Annotated in this window: 17 protein-coding genes; 9 read left to right on the forward strand and 8 right to left on the reverse strand. The window is 41.1% G+C overall.

All coding sequences use genetic code 11. The features are described 5' to 3' along the window. The first annotated feature begins 40 nt into the window (after positions 1–40). The 4 genes from KJS58_RS09020 to KJS58_RS09035 are packed head-to-tail and all read left to right on the forward strand — an operon-like array spanning position 41 to position 4,446. The gene (locus KJS58_RS09020) at positions 41–850 is read left to right on the forward strand and encodes a DUF92 domain-containing protein (RefSeq protein WP_213532186.1); all 810 of its coding nucleotides are present in this window, start codon (positions 41–43) and stop codon (positions 848–850) included. Between the two features lie 29 nt (positions 851–879). Continuing rightward, a complete protein-coding gene (locus KJS58_RS09025) occupies positions 880–1,467 on the forward strand; it encodes a TetR/AcrR family transcriptional regulator (RefSeq protein WP_213532187.1) in 588 nt (195 codons plus the stop codon). Between the two features lie 54 nt (positions 1,468–1,521). After that, positions 1,522–3,459 carry an ABC-F family ATP-binding cassette domain-containing protein gene (locus tag KJS58_RS09030; RefSeq protein WP_213532188.1) on the forward strand — a complete coding sequence of 646 codons (1,938 nt, stop codon included), beginning with the start codon at positions 1,522–1,524 and terminating at the stop codon, positions 3,457–3,459. Positions 3,460–3,504: 45 nt separating this feature from the next. Next, positions 3,505–4,446, forward strand: coding sequence for a hypothetical protein (locus KJS58_RS09035; RefSeq protein ID WP_213532189.1), 942 nt, complete (start codon positions 3,505–3,507; stop codon positions 4,444–4,446). 270 nt (positions 4,447–4,716) lie between these two features. On the opposite strand, the gene KJS58_RS09040 is transcribed toward KJS58_RS09035, so the two are convergent. The 4 genes from KJS58_RS09040 to KJS58_RS09055 all read right to left on the reverse strand — a co-directional run bounded on the left by KJS58_RS09040 (position 4,717) and on the right by KJS58_RS09055 (position 8,298). Next, a complete protein-coding gene (locus KJS58_RS09040; protein WP_213532190.1) occupies positions 4,717–5,754 on the reverse strand; it encodes a M42 family metallopeptidase in 1,038 nt (345 codons plus the stop codon). A 106-nt stretch (positions 5,755–5,860) separates the two neighbouring features. Continuing rightward, positions 5,861–7,651, reverse strand: coding sequence for an oligoendopeptidase F (gene pepF, locus KJS58_RS09045; RefSeq protein ID WP_213532256.1), 1,791 nt, complete (start codon positions 7,649–7,651; stop codon positions 5,861–5,863). Positions 7,652–7,876: 225 nt separating this feature from the next. After that, positions 7,877–8,059, reverse strand: coding sequence for a hypothetical protein (locus KJS58_RS09050; RefSeq protein ID WP_191798084.1), 183 nt, complete (start codon positions 8,057–8,059; stop codon positions 7,877–7,879). Positions 8,060–8,064: 5 nt separating this feature from the next. Next, positions 8,065–8,298 (reverse strand): hypothetical protein, encoded by a 234-nt coding sequence (locus KJS58_RS09055; protein WP_160033009.1) that lies wholly within the window; start codon positions 8,296–8,298, stop codon positions 8,065–8,067. Positions 8,299–8,461: 163 nt separating this feature from the next. On the opposite strand from KJS58_RS09055, the gene KJS58_RS09060 reads away from it, so the two are divergent. The 3 genes from KJS58_RS09060 to pfkA all read left to right on the forward strand — a co-directional run bounded on the left by KJS58_RS09060 (position 8,462) and on the right by pfkA (position 11,016). Continuing rightward, positions 8,462–8,659 carry a cold shock domain-containing protein gene (locus KJS58_RS09060; protein WP_160033010.1) on the forward strand — a complete coding sequence of 66 codons (198 nt, stop codon included), beginning with the start codon at positions 8,462–8,464 and terminating at the stop codon, positions 8,657–8,659. Between the two features lie 335 nt (positions 8,660–8,994). Further along, positions 8,995–10,029, forward strand: coding sequence for a tetraprenyl-beta-curcumene synthase family protein (locus KJS58_RS09065; protein WP_213532257.1), 1,035 nt, complete (start codon positions 8,995–8,997; stop codon positions 10,027–10,029). Positions 10,030–10,044: 15 nt separating this feature from the next. Further along, positions 10,045–11,016 carry a 6-phosphofructokinase gene (gene pfkA / locus KJS58_RS09070; protein ID WP_213532191.1) on the forward strand — a complete coding sequence of 324 codons (972 nt, stop codon included), beginning with the start codon at positions 10,045–10,047 and terminating at the stop codon, positions 11,014–11,016. Between the two features lie 63 nt (positions 11,017–11,079). Here the strand turns inward: pfkA and KJS58_RS09075 are convergent, their stop codons facing one another. The 3 genes from KJS58_RS09075 to KJS58_RS09085 form a co-directional block, all read right to left on the reverse strand. Then, entirely contained in the window at positions 11,080–12,441 is a 1,362-nt protein-coding gene (locus tag KJS58_RS09075) for an MATE family efflux transporter (RefSeq protein WP_213532192.1), read from the reverse strand. A 183-nt stretch (positions 12,442–12,624) separates the two neighbouring features. Continuing rightward, positions 12,625–12,813 carry a hypothetical protein gene (locus KJS58_RS09080; RefSeq protein ID WP_201450707.1) on the reverse strand — a complete coding sequence of 63 codons (189 nt, stop codon included), beginning with the start codon at positions 12,811–12,813 and terminating at the stop codon, positions 12,625–12,627. A gap of 186 nt (positions 12,814–12,999) precedes the next feature. Then, entirely contained in the window at positions 13,000–13,821 is an 822-nt protein-coding gene (locus KJS58_RS09085; RefSeq protein ID WP_213532193.1) for a YitT family protein, read from the reverse strand. A gap of 324 nt (positions 13,822–14,145) precedes the next feature. On the opposite strand from KJS58_RS09085, the gene cshA reads away from it, so the two are divergent. Then, positions 14,146–15,744, forward strand: a complete 1,599-nt coding sequence (cshA, locus tag KJS58_RS09090; protein ID WP_213532194.1) for a degradosome RNA helicase CshA — start codon at positions 14,146–14,148, stop codon at positions 15,742–15,744. Positions 15,745–15,794: 50 nt separating this feature from the next. Here the strand turns inward: cshA and KJS58_RS25625 are convergent, their stop codons facing one another. Beyond that, complete coding sequence (locus tag KJS58_RS25625) at positions 15,795–15,920, reverse strand: hypothetical protein (protein WP_283771257.1); 126 nt, start codon at positions 15,918–15,920, stop codon at positions 15,795–15,797. Positions 15,921–16,342: 422 nt separating this feature from the next. Between KJS58_RS25625 and KJS58_RS09095 the strand changes: the two genes are divergently transcribed. Continuing rightward, the gene (locus tag KJS58_RS09095) at positions 16,343–17,119 is read left to right on the forward strand and encodes a YesL family protein (RefSeq protein ID WP_213532195.1); all 777 of its coding nucleotides are present in this window, start codon (positions 16,343–16,345) and stop codon (positions 17,117–17,119) included. Positions 17,120–17,130: the final 11 nt, after the last annotated feature.

The raw sequence follows: 17,130 nt of genomic DNA on the forward strand, positions 1-17,130 counted from the left end.
TATTGAAATATAAAATAGATGTACAGGAGAACTGACACTTATGGACTATATATGGGGCACTTTATTTGCACTCCTCGTGGCTGGTGCTGCCTATAGGAAGAAATCACTCACAGGTTCGGGTTTTGCTGCAGCTGTTGTGATGGGTGCAGTATACTATGGAGCAGGTAATTTATTCTGGTTCGGCACCTTGCTGCTATTTTTTATTACTTCGACCCTGCTCTCGAAATATAAGAAACGTGAGAAGCGTGAATTAGAAAAATCCTATGCTAAGACTGGAAACCGGGATGCTGCTCAAGTGTTTGCAAATGGCGGACTTGGGATGATATTAGTCATTCTAAATGCTCTTTTTCCGCATCCCGTGTGGATGTATGTTTTCATTGGAATCATGGCAACGGTTACTGCTGATACGTGGGCTACTGAAATTGGAAGTCTTAGCCATAGAAGACCGAGATCAGTCATTACACTGCAACCTGTAGCTCCTGGGGCTTCTGGGGGAGTGACATTGACGGGTAATATTGCATCCATGTCAGGGGCGCTTCTTATTGGTGTGGGAGCTTACCTTTTCTTACAAGTAACAGGGCAAGAGATGCAGGCTTCCTTATTAGCATATGCACTAATTGGGCTTATCTCTGGTTTTGCTGGGGCTTATCTTGATTCTCTGTTAGGAGCGACGGCGCAGCGAATGTATTGCTGCACAATATGCGGTAAAGAAGTAGAAGTGCATGAGCACTGCGGCGTTAGGACGATAAAAAGCCGTGGTTTAGGCTGGATGAGCAATGACCTTGTGAATTTACTAAGTTCCTTGTTCGGCGGAGCTCTGGCAGGTATTCTGGGGCACTTTATATTTTAAATGACTAGATTTGTAGGGTGGTGATAAGTATGGATCCAATAGACAAACAGGAAGCGATCTTGGACGCGGGTTATCATCTATTTGGGATGAAAGGTTTTTATGAAACCAAAATGTCCGAAATTGCGGAAGAGGCTGGCATCGCCAAAGGGACTATTTATTTATATTTTAAAAATAAAGAAGCCCTTTTTACAGCAGTTACCCGCAGAGATTGTGAACGTTTTCTTCAGTCAGCCAGAGCTATTTTAAAAGACTCTTCTATGAACATGCAAGATAAATTAATCGTTTTTGCGCGGAATCACTTAACATACTATTATGAGCGGCGTCAGCACACAAAGCTGTTCTTTATGACGCCGAATAATGATCCTGAGCTCATAGAATATATGAAGCGTTTTTTACAAGAGTATATGTATATCGTGCAAGAAATGCTCGCGGAAGGCGGATTACCAGAGCCGGAACTTTATGCTGTATCTTATATTGGTATTTTAGACCGGCATAAAATGGATATCATGGTCAAACCAAATTTTGGGGCAGAGGAACTGGAGAACAGAGTGAAGTTTGCAAGCAACTTATTCATCAATGGTTGTGGTAAAGAACTTGCAAGTTCGTACTTCATCTAATAAAAAACACATATAAGATGTATCTAAACTGAAGTAAAGTAGGGAAATTTCATAATGAATATAATGACAGTTGAACATATTTCCAAAAGCTATGGAGAAAAGATTCTTTTCAAAGATGCGTCGTTTGGTATGAACGATCAAGATAAAATCGGTATTGTTGGTGTAAACGGAACAGGCAAATCCACATTTCTTCGCGTGATTGCAGGTAAGGAACAAGCAGACGAAGGTAACGTGGCAATCGGTAACCATGTACGGATCGAGATGTTAGATCAGAATCCGGATTATGACCCTGATATCACGGTACTACAGCAAGTATTTCAAGGCGACTCACCCGAAATGCAGACCGTTCGCAGCTATATGGAAATTATGGAACTGCTAGAACTAAAGCCAAGTGATGAAATGCTGCTGCAAAAGCTAACTTCAATTAGTGAAAAGATGGAAGCGCATGATGTATGGCAGCTAGAGAGTGAAGCAAAAACAATTCTCTCTAAACTAGGCATTCAGCAGTTCGATGCAAAAATGGGCAGTTTATCGGGTGGACAGCGAAAAAGGGTTGCGCTTGCCGCTGCACTCATTCATCCATCGGATCTTCTTATACTGGATGAGCCTACAAACCATATCGATAACGATTCTGTCGTTTGGCTGGAACAATATTTACAAAAACGCCGCGGTGCGCTTCTTATGATCACGCATGATCGTTATTTTTTGGACCGAGTAGCGAATGTGATGATTGAACTTGATCATGGACGTCTTTTCCGGTATGAAGCAAACTACACTAAGTTTCTAGAACTGAAAGCAGAACGTGAAGAGAGAGAAGCGTCCTCAGAGCAAAAACGGCAAAATTTATTGCGCAGCGAACTTGCCTGGATTCGCCGAGGCGCGAAAGCACGGACGACAAAACAAAAAGCGAGAATTGACCGCTTTGAAAAATTGAGAGATCAGGACAATCTTCATCGGTCTGGAGATCTGGAAATGTCAGTGGCTTCTGCTAGACTCGGCAAGAAGATTTTAGAAATAGAACATCTGTCAAAAAAAATCGAAGATCGCACCTTGGTAGATGATCTAAGTTATATTGCGGTTCCTGGTGACCGTGTAGGTATTGTAGGGCCAAACGGCAGCGGTAAATCAACACTGCTCAATATGATTGCAGGTCGAATTCAGCCAGATTCCGGTGAGATTGTAGTAGGACCTACCGTTAAACTGGGTTATTTTACACAAGAACATCAAGAAATGGACGAGAACCTAAGGGTCATCGAATATATCAAAGAAGAAGCAGAAGTGATTCGCACAGGAGATGGAGAAACCATTACTGCGGCTCAGATGCTCGAACGATTCTTATTTCCTCCTGCAGCGCAGTGGACGTATATTTCCCGCTTGTCTGGGGGAGAAAAGCGCCGTCTGTATTTGTTAAGAGTCCTTATGTCTGCACCTAATGTACTTCTCCTAGATGAGCCTACGAATGATCTGGATATCAGTACCCTTAGTGTTCTCGAAACCTACTTGGAGGATTTCCCTGGCGTTGTTTTTGTCGTATCGCATGATCGGTATTTCCTTGATCGTACGATTGATAAAGTGCTTGCCTTTGAAGGCGAGGGTCAGGTGAGAGTACATGTAGGGGACTACTCAGAGTACGCAGAGTGGCTTGTTAAGAATGGGCAAGAGCCCGGGAAAGAAATGAATAAGAAAGAATCAAGTGTGGAGAAAAAAGATTCTCCAGTTGCCTCTGTAAAGTCTGAAGATACGCCTAAAACGAAACTGAAATTTAGTTTTAAAGAGCAGCGGGAATATGAGCAGATTGATACAATGATTGAAGCTGCAGAGCAGAAGATAGCAGATCTTACTTCTCAAATGGAAGAAGCTTTTGCGGATGCATCAAGACTCCAAGAATTAATGAAGCAACAGACAGAGGCGGAGTTAGAGCTGGAACATTTAATGGAAAGATGGACTTATTTAAATGAACTAGCAGAGCAGATCGAACAGAACAAGAAGTAAATAACATTTATCTTCGTAAGTCTTGGAAGGACGAGAAGGGAGAGAATGTCTGTGTATGAGGAAATGAATGAACGCCTTGCACTACTGAAGGAAAAAGGCAGATTGCTTCACAAATGGACTTCCCGAGAAGAAAACCTACAGGAACTTGAAAAAAGGGGAGAAGAACTCCTTTATGTTCGAAAAGAACATCTGCGTGCAGAACAAAAGGATGTAGATCAGCTTCTTAAGACTTCTTTGTCTTCTTTATTTTACAGTGTGGTGGGGAGAAAAGAAGAGAAGCTGGAGAAAGAGGAGAAAGAACTTTTAGAGAGCAAAGCGTTGTATGACGAAGCATCCCGTGCTCTTGAGGATATTCGCAAACAGCTTTCTGAGGTGAGAAGCGAGATTGCAGCTTTGTATGAATGGCAACACTGGAGACAAGAATACGATGAACTTATGGCTGACAAACAGAAAAGCTTGGCAGACTCAGATGATTTTATTCAGAAGTGTTTGGAAAATGAGGTCAAGATCAAAGGACAACTGAAAGAGATCGATGAAGCGATGGGCGCAGGCAATCGAGTGCTCGATAGTCTCGATGAGGCTGCCGAATCTCTAAAATCAGTGGGAAATTGGGGAACCTACGATATGCTTGGTGGAGGAATGATCTCCACACATATTAAACATAGCCGAATTGGAGATGCAGAAGATCATGTCCATGAAGCTCAGTTCCATCTTCGTAAATTTCAGGAAGAGCTTCGTGATGTCAATGTAATCCTGGATAGTGATTTTGAAATTCAAGGTATGCTTACTTTTGCGGATTATTTCCTTGATGGATTTTTTAGTGACTGGTTGGTACAAAATAAAATCCATGACGCCCAGGACCGTGTTAGCAAAGGTATGGGAGAGGTGGGTAGAGTTTTAATAAAACTTGATTCCACAAAGCAGAAACTACTCGGTGAACTTATGAATTGGGAGAACAAGCGAAAGAGAGCAGTAGAAGAAGCTTAACTTTTTTGTCGTTACTATTGAGGTTGTAAAACCCCAGCTTATGAAGTGTAATTCGGGGAAGGTTATTGGTTTTACCGTAGGGACTTCTAAACCCTATTCTAGGGCTGTTTTTTAAATGTAAGGACGAAATCTATATGATAAGAAAATAAAGACCCCGAGAGGGGTCTTTATTGTTTAAGAAGAATATTAAGTTCGATCATTTTTTTCTGTCAGGATTCGTTTATGATGTGATTTCGTGATGTAAGTAATGCTTTTTCAATCAAAAGAGATTTACGCAGTGATGTAAGCAGCTAACAGTCTAGCTGTATTGATTACAGCTTTTTTATGCGTACGTTCCATAGCATGAGAAGCATGTACACCCGGTCCGATCAAAGCCGCACGAATATTATTACCGCCGCGTAGTGCAGCTGTAGCATCCGAACCATAGAAAGGGTAGATATCGACAGCGTAGTCGATGTCAGATGCTTTTGCTAGCTCAATCAGCCTTGATGTCATTTCATAATCATAAGGTCCTGAAGAATCTTTTGCGCAGATGGATACGTCGGTTTCTTTACAAGATAGATCATCACCAATACAGCCCATATCCACAGCAATCATTTCATCAATATCACTTGGAATATAAGCCGTACCGTGACCAACTTCCTCATAATTGCTGATTAACAGTTTCACTTGATGTTTAGGCTTCCATTGATTACTTTTAGCAGATTCTAGTAAAGCAAAGAGAGCAGAGACACTTGCTTTGTCATCCAGATGGCGAGATTTGATATACCCGCTGGCTGTAAACTCGGCACGTGGGTTAAAAGAAATAAAATCGCCTACTCCGATTCCTAGATCCAAAACATCTTGTTTTGTTTCTACCATCTCATCAATTCGAATTTCCATATGACTTTCTTCTCGTTTGAATTCTCTGGCACCTGCATAGACGTGTACCGATGGAGCCGTTGACATAATGGTACCTGTATAGGACTTGCCACTGCGAGTATGGATGATGCAGTATTCATTTTCGATCGAATTCATCATGAATCCACCGATGGATGTTAGTTTTAGCGTTCCGCTGGAGGTAATAGAACGAACCATGGCACCTAGTGTATCGACATGAGCACTTAACGCGATCGTTCTACTATTGTCCTCACCTGGAAGCGTGATAATGGTGCCGCCTTTTGCATTGCGTTCATACGTAAAGCCAAGTCTTGACACTTCTGCTTCGATGATTTCCATAATGTGATGAGTAAACCCACTAGGGCTCGGAGTGTTAAGTAATTTATCTAGTAATTGTAAAGTATATTCCTCGTTGATTTGAATGCTCATCGTTCAATCTCCCTTGTCATGTGTTTTATCTGACCCCGCTTGAAACTGCTGTAAATCATGGAGAATCCCTTGCCGGCTATTGGCAAGGGATTCTAGGTATAATATTTTATTTCGTAAGTTGTTCCATTTGGGTGATTACCTCTTCGAATACGGCCATCGCCTCGCGAATCGGTTCTGGGGAAGACATATCGACACCTGCTTTTTTCAGGATATTGATAGAGTAGTCACTTCCACCGCTTTGCAGGAAGCCAAGGTAACGATCTACGGCAGGTTGACCTTCTTCCAGAATCTGTTTGGAGAAGCTGGTTGCTGCAGAGAACCCTGTTGCATATTTGTAAACGTAGAAGCTGTTGTAGAAATGAGGGATACGTGCCCATTCCATTTCGATATCCTGATCAACTACCATATCATCTCCATGATACTTTTTGTTCAGTTCATAGTAGATTTCGGAGAGAAGCTGAGGTGTTAAGGATTCTCCTTGTTCTGCACGTTCGTGAATGATTTTCTCAAACTCAGCAAACATCGTTTGGCGGAATACGGTTGTACGGAATTGATCTGCATAATAGGTGAGTAGATACAATTTCTCTTTTGGATCTGTTGATTTTTTAAGCATATAATCCATCAGCAGAGCTTCATTCGTAGTAGACGCAACTTCTGCCAAGAAAATGGTGTATTGCGCGTCTCTATATTTCTGTGCATGGTCTGAGAAATAAGAGTGAAGAGCGTGACCCATCTCATGAGTTAACGTGAACATACTGTTCAAGTTATCTTTATGATTCAGGAGTACATAAGGATGTGTGCCGTAAGCGCCCCAGCTATACGCTCCTGTGCGTTTATTTTCATTTTCGTATACATCAATCCATCGGTCGTTGAAACCTTCCTGAAGAGCATCTAGGTACTTCTCACCAAGAGGTTTCAAGCTTTCTTTAACGGTCTTTTTCGCTTCATCGTAGGAGATATCCATTTTGTACTCATCAACGAGAGGAGCGAAGAGGTCATACATATGCAGTTCATCTACTCCGAGCAGCTTTTTACGCAGTTTCATATAACGCTGAAGCAGCGGCAAGCTTTCATGGATGGTATCAACGAGGTTCGTATACACTTCGGTTGGAATGTTATCACCATAAAGGGACATTTCCATAACAGAAGGGTATTTACGAACAGTTGAATAAAAAATATTTTTATTTACGCTCGCGCTAAGCGTAGCAGCGATCGTATTTTTATTTTTCGCGTAAGTGCTGTAGACTGCTTTGAACGCTCTCTCACGCACTTCACGATTTGGATTCTCCAGGAACTGAATATAGCTGCCGTGAGTCAGTTCAACTTCGTTTCCATGCTCATCCTTGATTTTCGGGAATTTGAGATCGGCATTATTCAGCATGCCAAAAATCGTCTGCGGAGCTTGAGACAAGTTACCAACTTGAGCAAGTAATGCTTCTTCCGCTTTTGATAGAACATGTGCTTTTTCGCGTTTCATCTCTACTAATGTGAATTGGTAAGGCTTAAGAATAGGGTTTTCAATAAAAGCATCGAGTTCCTGATCCGGTAAAGCGAGAATTTCCGGAGTCACAAAAGATAAAGATTCACTAACCTGCACACTCAACTTTTTCGACTTTTGAGAAAGTGCTTGATATGTAGGATTTGCCGTATCTTCATCATGATGCATATGAGCGTAAACATATAAACGTTCTGTTTTGAGGGAAATATCATCTTCGAGTTCAAAACAGGATTTTACAGCTTCCGCTTGACTCAGTTTACCTTGGAATTCTGCTGCTTTTTTGGTCAAGGTTTTGACCTCTTCATACTCTTTATCCCATGCAGCTTGATCCTCAAATAAATCCTGCAGGTTCCACTGATCTTCTAAAGGTACTTCACTTCGTTTCACTACTTTACTCATATTCATCCTCCTTTGATGATCATTAAATAAAGACGGGCCGGAACGGTCAGCTTGTGCATGAGCGGCACCATTTGTAAACATCAGACTAACTGCAAGCACAAAGAGCAATGTCTTTCGGGCATACAATAGCGGTTCCTCCTTCATGTAAGGCACTAATGCATAGTATGACCGTTCCGGTAATGAAATATTTGAAAGGAAGTAACCGCCAGGGTACCAGGTGAGCGGTTAGCTGCCCATTGTCAACAAGCTGTACATAATAAGGAAGAAGGCAAACGCAATCATTAGAATAGAAATAATAGCAAGCGGCCTGCGAAGTCTTTGTGGAAGCGAGTCTTTTTTCACAATAACGACAACGCCGAGCAGGAAGGCAGAAACAATAAAAATAAGTATGTTACTGCTAACATCCATATATTTTATACCTCTTTGAAAGCAGCCATAATTTCAGCCCATTCTTCTTCTCTGTCTACAAAGTCTTCTTTAGGGAATCGGTTTTTTGCCCACTGCATAAGAGCTGGTCTGCTCATAAATGTGTGAGTATCTTCTCCCCACTGATCAGAGATTTCACGAAGCACTATATAACGACCTTGTACTTCTACAGTCATCATATTCCATTTGTCTTTTTTATATATTTGATGTTTTTTAATCATGTGCATTTCTCCATTTGCGGTTTTGGTAAAATGATACCTTACCCGAGTTCCAGAAGCAAATTATTTTATAGGTTTGATCAAAACAGTAATTGCATTGTAAAAACTTATGCAGTATAATATAGACATTCGCCATAGATGGCGGTATTTTTAGGAGGTTGTTCATTTGAAAGGTACAGTTAAATGGTTTAATGCAGAAAAAGGTTATGGTTTTCTTCAAGTTGAAGGCGGCGACGATGTATTCGTTCACTTCTCCGCTATTCAAGGAGACGGATTCAAAACTCTAGAAGAAGGTCAAGCGGTAGAATTCGAAATTACTGATGGAAACCGTGGTCCTCAAGCAGCTAACGTAATCAAACTGTAAGAATTTTTCCGTACTTATCGGATTTCTTATACAAGTTTGTTTGAATCGTGTATTGAAAGCGCAGTTTTCCCGATTAGGGGAGCTGCGCTTTTTTTGATTGTTTCTGTGATTATATTCACACATGCTATAATGTAAATATGATAAAAAATGGATAGAGGGCTAATGTTTGATAATATAAATAAGTGACTTAGATTATTTGTACAAAATGGCATGTCATATTATAATGGGTATTGGTTTGAACAGGTATGAATATGTAAAGAACAAAGTGGAGGCACCGTCATTTGATTAACCAAAAACAAAGTTATCGTAATGTTCCACGGGGGCCCATTGGACTAATGAACCGGGTATACAGACATATTTTCCCTGGTGTAAGACAAGAACTTAGTCGCATTAAAATGAGAGCAGAAGAGATTCCAGACCCGGAGCTTAGAACACAGGCACTTGCCAGTATTGCAAGCAAACAGTTTCACTGTGAAGGAGGCGCTGTTTATGCAGCTGCCAATTTGTCGATGAAGGAAGTCCTTATTCCACTCATCGTATCGTACCAAACGATCAGTGATTATTTGGATAATTTATGCGATCGAAGTACTTCCATGGATGCCGATGATTTTAGGCTGCTACATAAATCGATGCTTGACGCGGTTAATCCTGACGCGAAATTAGTAAATTATTATGCACTTCGTAAAGAACAAGAAGATGATGGATATTTGCATAGTCTTGTATCTACTTGTCAATCCTGCTTAAAGAGGTTGCCCGGATATTCGGCTGTTAAATCTCATGTTCAGGATTTGGTAGGACTCTATGTTGACTTACAAGTGTACAAGCATATTAAGCCTGAACTTCGTGAACAAGCTTTACTCGATTGGTGGGAACTTCATAAGCAGCGCACGCCGGCATTACAATGGAATGAGTTTGCAGCAGCTACGGGTTCAACACTAGGGGTATTCATGCTTTTCCTTGCTGCTACAGACCCACATCTAGATGATGTTGAAGCTTCCTCTATTCATGCATCCTATTTTCCGCATGTGACAGGACTACACATCATGCTCGATTACTTAATCGATCAGGAGGAAGACAGACAGGGTGGAGATCTTAACTTTTGTAATTATTACGAAAGCGAGAATGAAATGATCGAACGGTTCGCCTATATTGTTGATGAGGCTCGTAACGACGTTTCGCACATGCCTGCAAGCTCTTTTCACCGGATGATTATTGAAGGACTGCTTGCACTATACTTGACTGATCCTAAGGTCAGCGAGCAGCAGGAGGTTCGTTCCGTCTCCAAAAGGTTACTAAGAAATAGCCCGCTAACTAGACGCTTTTTCTTGGTCAATACCAAATGGATTCGTAAACATATGTATGAGAAATAAGAGGAGGAAATCATAATGTCAGCAGTCAAAAAAATTGCAGTGTTAACTAGTGGAGGAGACTCTCAGGGGATGAACGCCGCTGTTCGTGCCGTGGTACGCAGTGGGCTTTACTATGGGCTTGAAGTATTTGGTATTCAACGTGGGTATCAAGGTCTCTTAAATAACGATATCCGTCAAATGGACCTTCGCAGTGTTGGAGATATTATTCAGCGCGGTGGAACCGTGCTTCAATCTGCACGTTGTAAGGAGTTTATGACACCAGAAGGTCAGCAAAAAGGTGCAGACATTCTGAGAGAGCACGGCATCGACGGTCTTGTCGTTATTGGCGGGGACGGATCTTATCAAGGGGCTAACAAGCTGAGTAAACTCGGAATTAATACGATGGCTCTTCCTGGTACAATTGACAATGATATCTCTTATACGGATTATACGATCGGTTTCGATACAGCTACAAGTATTGTAGTAGATGCCATTAACAAACTTCGTGACACCATGTCTTCTCATGAACGTTCATCCATCGTAGAGGTTATGGGTCGTCATTGCGGCGATATCGCACTTCATGCAGGACTAGCGTCTGGTGCTGAGACTATTCTTGTTCCAGAAGTTCCGTTTGATATGGATGAAGTTGCAAATCGAATGAGATCAAACTTTGAACACGGAAAACGTCATAGTATCATTGTAGTGGCAGAAGGTGTTGGCAAGGGAGAAGACGTAGCTAAAGAAATTATGGAGCGCTGCCCAGCGTATGAGCCGCGAGTAACGGTTCTAGGTCACATTCAACGTGGTGGTACGCCAACTCCTTTTGATCGTAACTTAGCCAGCCGTCTAGGTGATTTTGCTGTTCGTAAACTGATTGAAGGTGAATCCGATAAAGCTTGCGGAATTATTAATAATCAGTTGACACTTACAGACATCGACCTTGTAGTTAACACGAAAAAACCAATTAATATGGAATTGTATGATCTTGCACTTCGCCTTTCCCAATAACCTATATAAATTAACCAAAAAGCTGCTCAGTGAATACCTTTTAGGTACACTGAGCAGCTTTTTTTACTTACTCGTTAATTTTTGATTGTATTTACGTTGTATTCTTACAAGGCGCCATAACAGAGCGAATGCACCGCATCCAAGCCCGACGATTAAACCAATCCAGTACCCGTAAGGTCCGAGAGTTGTATAAGTAGCTGTTATAAACCCGACTGGCAGTCCAATTACCCAAAAAGCAATAAAAGTAATGATAAAAGCAGGGGAAACATCCTTGTATCCTCGTAATGAACCTTGTACCGGTGTGGCTACCGCATCTGAAATTTGAAAGAAGATGGCATATACTAAAAAATGCTGAATCAGATCAATGACAATAGGGTCGGTAGAATAAATACCAGCAACCTGCTTGCCGAATACAATAAGCACCACAGCAGTGAGTAAAGATAACGTTACAGCACTGCCGATTCCAATGATGCTGTATTTCTTGGCATCCTGTAAACGTCTTGCTCCGACTTCAAAACCGACCAAAATCGTGAGTGACATACTGATACTAAGAGGAATCATATATAGGGTAGATGCAAAGTTCAGCGCAGCTTGGTGCGCTGCAATCGTTGCTGTATCAAATCTACTCATAAATAAGGTAACCGCTGAGAATACAGAGGTCTCAAAAAATATCGCAAATCCAATGGGTATACCAATAGTCAAAAGCTCTTTCCATTTACGAATAGAAGGACCATGCCACTTCCGGAATACGCCATACTCGGCAAAAGGGCGTATACGATGCACTACAACGATGGAAATGAAGAAAATAATCCAGTAAGTGCATGCGGAAGCAACACCCGCACCAACCCCGCCAAGACGAGGGAAGCCAAAATGGCCGAATATCAGTAAATAATTCAGTAAGATATTAATTGGCAAGGAAATGAGCGTAATGATCATCGTTATTCTTGTTTGGCCAAGAGAATCCATAAAGTTACGAAGTACGGTATATCCAAAGAGCGGGATAACCCCAAATGAAATGGCACAAAGAAAATAATAAGCAACGGATTGAACCCGATCTTCAAGGCTCATAAATTCCAAAACAGGGCCAATGACGAAACTTCCCACAAGAAGAATGAGAATCGCGATTGTAACAGCAAAATAGAGTGCCTGTATTACATTGAAACGCACATCACTTTTGCGACCGCTGCCGATCAACTGAGATACAATCGGTGTAATTCCCATGAGAATACCGCTGAGTCCGGTTTGGATGGGAATCCAGAGACTCGCTCCAATCGCTACACCTGCTAAATCTTGTGGGCTATAGTGGCCTGACATATTGGTGTCGAAAAAAGTGATTGCCGATAACGAAATCTGCGTAATGAGGATGGGGAGCAAAATGATAAGAAATTGCTTCCATTTTTGGGAAGTAGTAAATGTCTGATTCATGTCGATTCTCCATTTATTTCTTTGTATAAGATTTGTGAATGCACACAAAGAAATATTTTAATAGAAGTACCGGAGAATGAACAGAGTAATTTCTTTCTATACGAGTGAAAAAAGAGAAGAGAATTCAAAATAAAATAAAAAAACCGCTATGCCGAGAAACGGCGATAGCGGCGGCGTGCGGTTTTATTGTAAATACATATTGTCTTGCTGTTCACAAATACTGTACTGAATGATTTCCATAGCATCCTCTGGTTCCAAAATCCCGAATCCATCCCGAAGCACAATTAACGAATTGAGTTCATGTTGCCTTAAAGTGGGGAGCATTTCTGGAAACCATTTAGAGACGATATCAGACAGTTTTACCCTTTCCATTTCCACAAATAATCACCCTTTCCTCACTTAGAATCATTCAGCAAAGAATCATTCATTGCCTGGAAAAGCCTTGTGCTTGGTGAAATTACGGATAGACAAGATAAGCTCTTGAGAACATCATTGCAATAACGAGTATGCATTCATAGTATACCACAAGGACCTTAAATATTACACTTGACAAACACCCTAATTCTTCCTAAAAGAACCCATGATCCCGACGGTTTCTACAATGTTAACAAACGCCTTCGGATCGGTATCCTTGATAATTTGTTTTATTTCGTCGAGTTCATATTTCGTCGTTACCGTCATCAGCATATCTTTTTCATGCTCAGTGAAGGCACCTTGTGTTTTGATTTTGGTGACCCCTCGCTGTCTTGGTAATAATTTTTTTAGCATGATCTCTGTCTCGTTGGTAACGATAAATAAAGTCACTTTCACATGCCCGATATGAATAAGGTCTATAATTTTGCCTGTAATATAAATGGATAATACAGAGATTAAGGCAATATTCCAGTCATTATTCAAATATCCGGCAAGCATAATAATAATCCCGTTCATACACGCCATAATCGTTCCGATAGGAAAATCTCGGTACCGGGTAATAATGGAAGCAACGATATCTAGCCCTCCAGATGATCCTCCTGCCCGGTATGCCAAACCAGTTCCTACCCCAATCAGTACCCCGCCAAATACAGAAGAGAGGAGGGGGTCTTCTACAACGGCAGTTACAGGTACTAAATTTAACATCCATGTCGTTGCTATAACATTCAATATGCTAAAAGTGATAAACCTCCTGCCGAGCATAAACCAACCGGCAATAAGGAGTGGGATGTTAAGAGCGAAGTACATGAAGTTAAAATCCAGACTGGTGAAATATCCGATAAGCATGGATACACCAGAAATACCCCCACTAAGAAGCTCATGAGGGATTAAGAAAAGATTGAAGCCTGCTGCAATAATGGCACCGCCTATAAAAACAAGTGCGGATTTTGTTAGTAATTTAAACACTTTCTCACCTCAACAATAATTCATATTATAATGCTAGCTGGTAATTGTAAATCGTTTTGTGATATAATATTGTTTAGATGTTCTTGAGTAGGTCGCTTTTTTCGGAAAAAGCATGTTTTGTTTTCAGCAAGTTTCAATTAAAAACATCATATGTAGTTTAGTCAATAATAGAGGGAAAGTATTCTCTTCATTATTGAAAAAAGGTGAAATCGTGCAGAAAACTTCGCATGATCCAACAGCCAATAAATGTAACGCTACTTAAGAATACAGATAACGAAGTGGATTTGTCCACATGTCCACCATATAAAAGGAGTTTGAAAAAATTTGACAACTTTCTCAGAATTTAATTTGGAACCTAAGGTTCTACAAGCTATTACAGAACTAGGATTCGAAGAAGCAACACCCATTCAATCTAAATCAATCCCATTAGCACTTGGCGGAAGTGATTTGATTGGACAAGCACAAACAGGTACAGGAAAAACAGCTGCTTTTGGTATTCCACTCATCAGCAAAATCGACAAAACTGACGAAAAAATCCGTGCACTGATTATGGCACCTACCCGTGAACTTGCTATTCAAGTAGCAGAAGAAATCGAGAAACTTTCTCGTTTTAAAGGGATCCGCACTCTTCCAATCTACGGCGGTCAAGATATCGTTCGCCAAATTCGCGCTTTGAAAAAGAAACCACAAGTGATTATCGGTACACCAGGTCGTTTGCTTGACCATATCAACCGTAAAACAATCAAACTTGAAGATGTACAAACTGTTGTACTGGACGAAGCTGATGAAATGCTGGATATGGGTTTCATGGAAGATATCCAATCGATCCTGAAACAAGTTCCAGACGAGCGTCAAACGATGTTGTTCTCGGCTACAATGCCTCCTAACATTCAAAAACTTGCACAACAATTCTTGAAAAACCCAGAGCACGTATCCGTTATTCCTAAACAAGTAAGCGCACCGCTTATCGATCAATCTTATATCGAAGTACCTGAACGTCAAAAATTTGACGCGCTGAGCCGTTTGCTTGACATGGAATCTCCTGAGCTTGCTATCGTATTCGGTCGTACAAAACGTCGTGTAGATGAGCTTGCAGAAGCTTTGCAAAAACGTGGATACTCTGCAGATGGTCTGCATGGTGACCTTTCTCAGAATCAACGTGACGCTGTAATGCGTAAATTCCGTGATGGAAGCATTGATGTACTCGTAGCTACAGACGTAGCAGCTCGTGGACTTGACGTTTCTGGTGTAACACATGTAGTAAACTTTGACCTTCCGCAAGACCCTGAGAGCTATGTTCACCGTATTGGTCGTACAGGCCGTGCAGGTAAAGAAGGTGCAGCTTACTCTTTCGTGACTCCGCGTGAGATTGATCATTTGCACTTCATCGAGCGTGTAACTCGTCACCGTATTCCGCGTAAACCGCTTCCTACACTTGCAGAAGCAATTGAAGGTAAACAACGTGTAACAGCAGAGCGTCTACTTGAAATTGTACAAGATGGTGAATTGAACGAGTACAAAGGAATTGCGATTCAAATGCTTGAGCAGTACGACTCTGTACAACTTTTGTCTGCAGCTCTTAAACTCCTTACAGGAGATAAAAAAGATGCAGCGATCGAACTTACACCTGAGGATCCGATTCGTGCTAAACGTCGTAAACCAGATGTTCGTTCTAGTGGACGTAAGCCTTCTGGCGGTTACGGTGGTAATCGTAGCGGCGGATACAATCGCGGTGGTAGCGGTAGTGGAAGCAGCAACAGAGGCGGATACAACAGTGGTGGACGTAAAGAAGGCGGATATAATCGCGACCGTGATCGTGATCGCAAACCGCGTTCATATAGCAGTAATAACAGCGCTGGCAACAACAGCAATAACAACAGCGGTGAGCGTAGACCTCGTCGTGAAGATTCTTCATTTGAATAAGATACAAAAAGAAGAAGACGAAGCATATGATGCTTCGTCTTTTCTGTTATTTAACAGAAGAATGTTTTAGAAATAATGACAAGCAGAATGAATAAAACGAGAATCGTACCTGTGGAGAACCATTCAAAACCACCTGTACCACAACCACCAACAACAGGACCACAGCCGTAAGACATCGCGTTCACCTCCTTACGATCAGAAGCTTGCTTTGCTCTTCTACTACACTTTATCCTATGGACGAATCAAGAAAAATGACTAGATATATGCCTAAAGGTCTAATAAATAGGCTTATACCTTTATATTTCAGCAAAATATACATTTTTTTATAAATGGGAAGCCTCGTATTTGCCTGAGATGCTAGCTTTTCATTATAGTTATGCGGTATAGTTACTAGTAGAGATCACGAATAACTCTGGATTTTCTTGAGCGGTCAATTTACATTATGAATGGATATTCTTTGCTAACAGAGCTGCGTTTGCCTTGTATTCATACATAATATAAAGCACTACTCGGATTCGAGAATCCGCATCTAAGATGATACATGGGGCTGAATTTCGTTATAATTGGAATTTTTCCTGTGTGTAAGGAGGAGAAAAATTTGGAGTTTAAGGGAGCAATGGGAGGCATATATCGCCTTACGGAATGGATCACTAGATTTGCAGGGGCTAACCTGTTATGGGTACTCTGTGCTTCACCATTCTTTTTCTTTACGATTGTGAAGATTCTCGTTTTGGGGCAAGGGATGGCGAATGAATCGATACAAATGAACTGGGCCATCGCAATCGTGGCACCGTTTACATTCTTTCCCGCGACAGCAGCCTTATTCAATGTAGTTCGTAAATGGGTCATGGGGGATGCTGATGTCCCTGTATTCAAAACCTTTTTTGCTGGTTACAAAGATAACTTTAAGCAAAGTATGATAGGCGGTATTTTCTATACCATTCTATTTGTTGTGATGTATTTGGATTATACCGTATACATGACACAATTTAAGAATTTGCAGTTAATTGGTATTATTATGCTGATTCTATTACTATTACTTGGTGTTTCTATGTTTAACTTCTTTTCGATGGTGGTTCATTATCACATGTCGATTGGACTCATCATTAAGAATGCTGTGCTCATTACGTTAATCCGTCCCTTCCGCGTATTCTCAACTCTGCTTGGAGCGGGATTAGTAAGTTATATTGGTGCACAGTATCCAGCATTATTCTTTTTCTTTATTGGCAGCGTAATTGCATGGTTTGCTTTCTTTAATTTCTACGCTACTTTCACCAAAATGCAGGAACAAATAGAGAAAATGCAAGCAGATCAGGCAGATGAAGAGGGAATTCAAGAAGAATCATCCTCTGAGTCACGCACAGAATTGAAATAAGAAGAGTCGTG

The sequence above is a fragment of the Paenibacillus sp. J45TS6 genome, from assembly GCF_018403285.1.
Lineage (GTDB): Bacteria > Bacillota > Bacilli > Paenibacillales > Paenibacillaceae > Paenibacillus.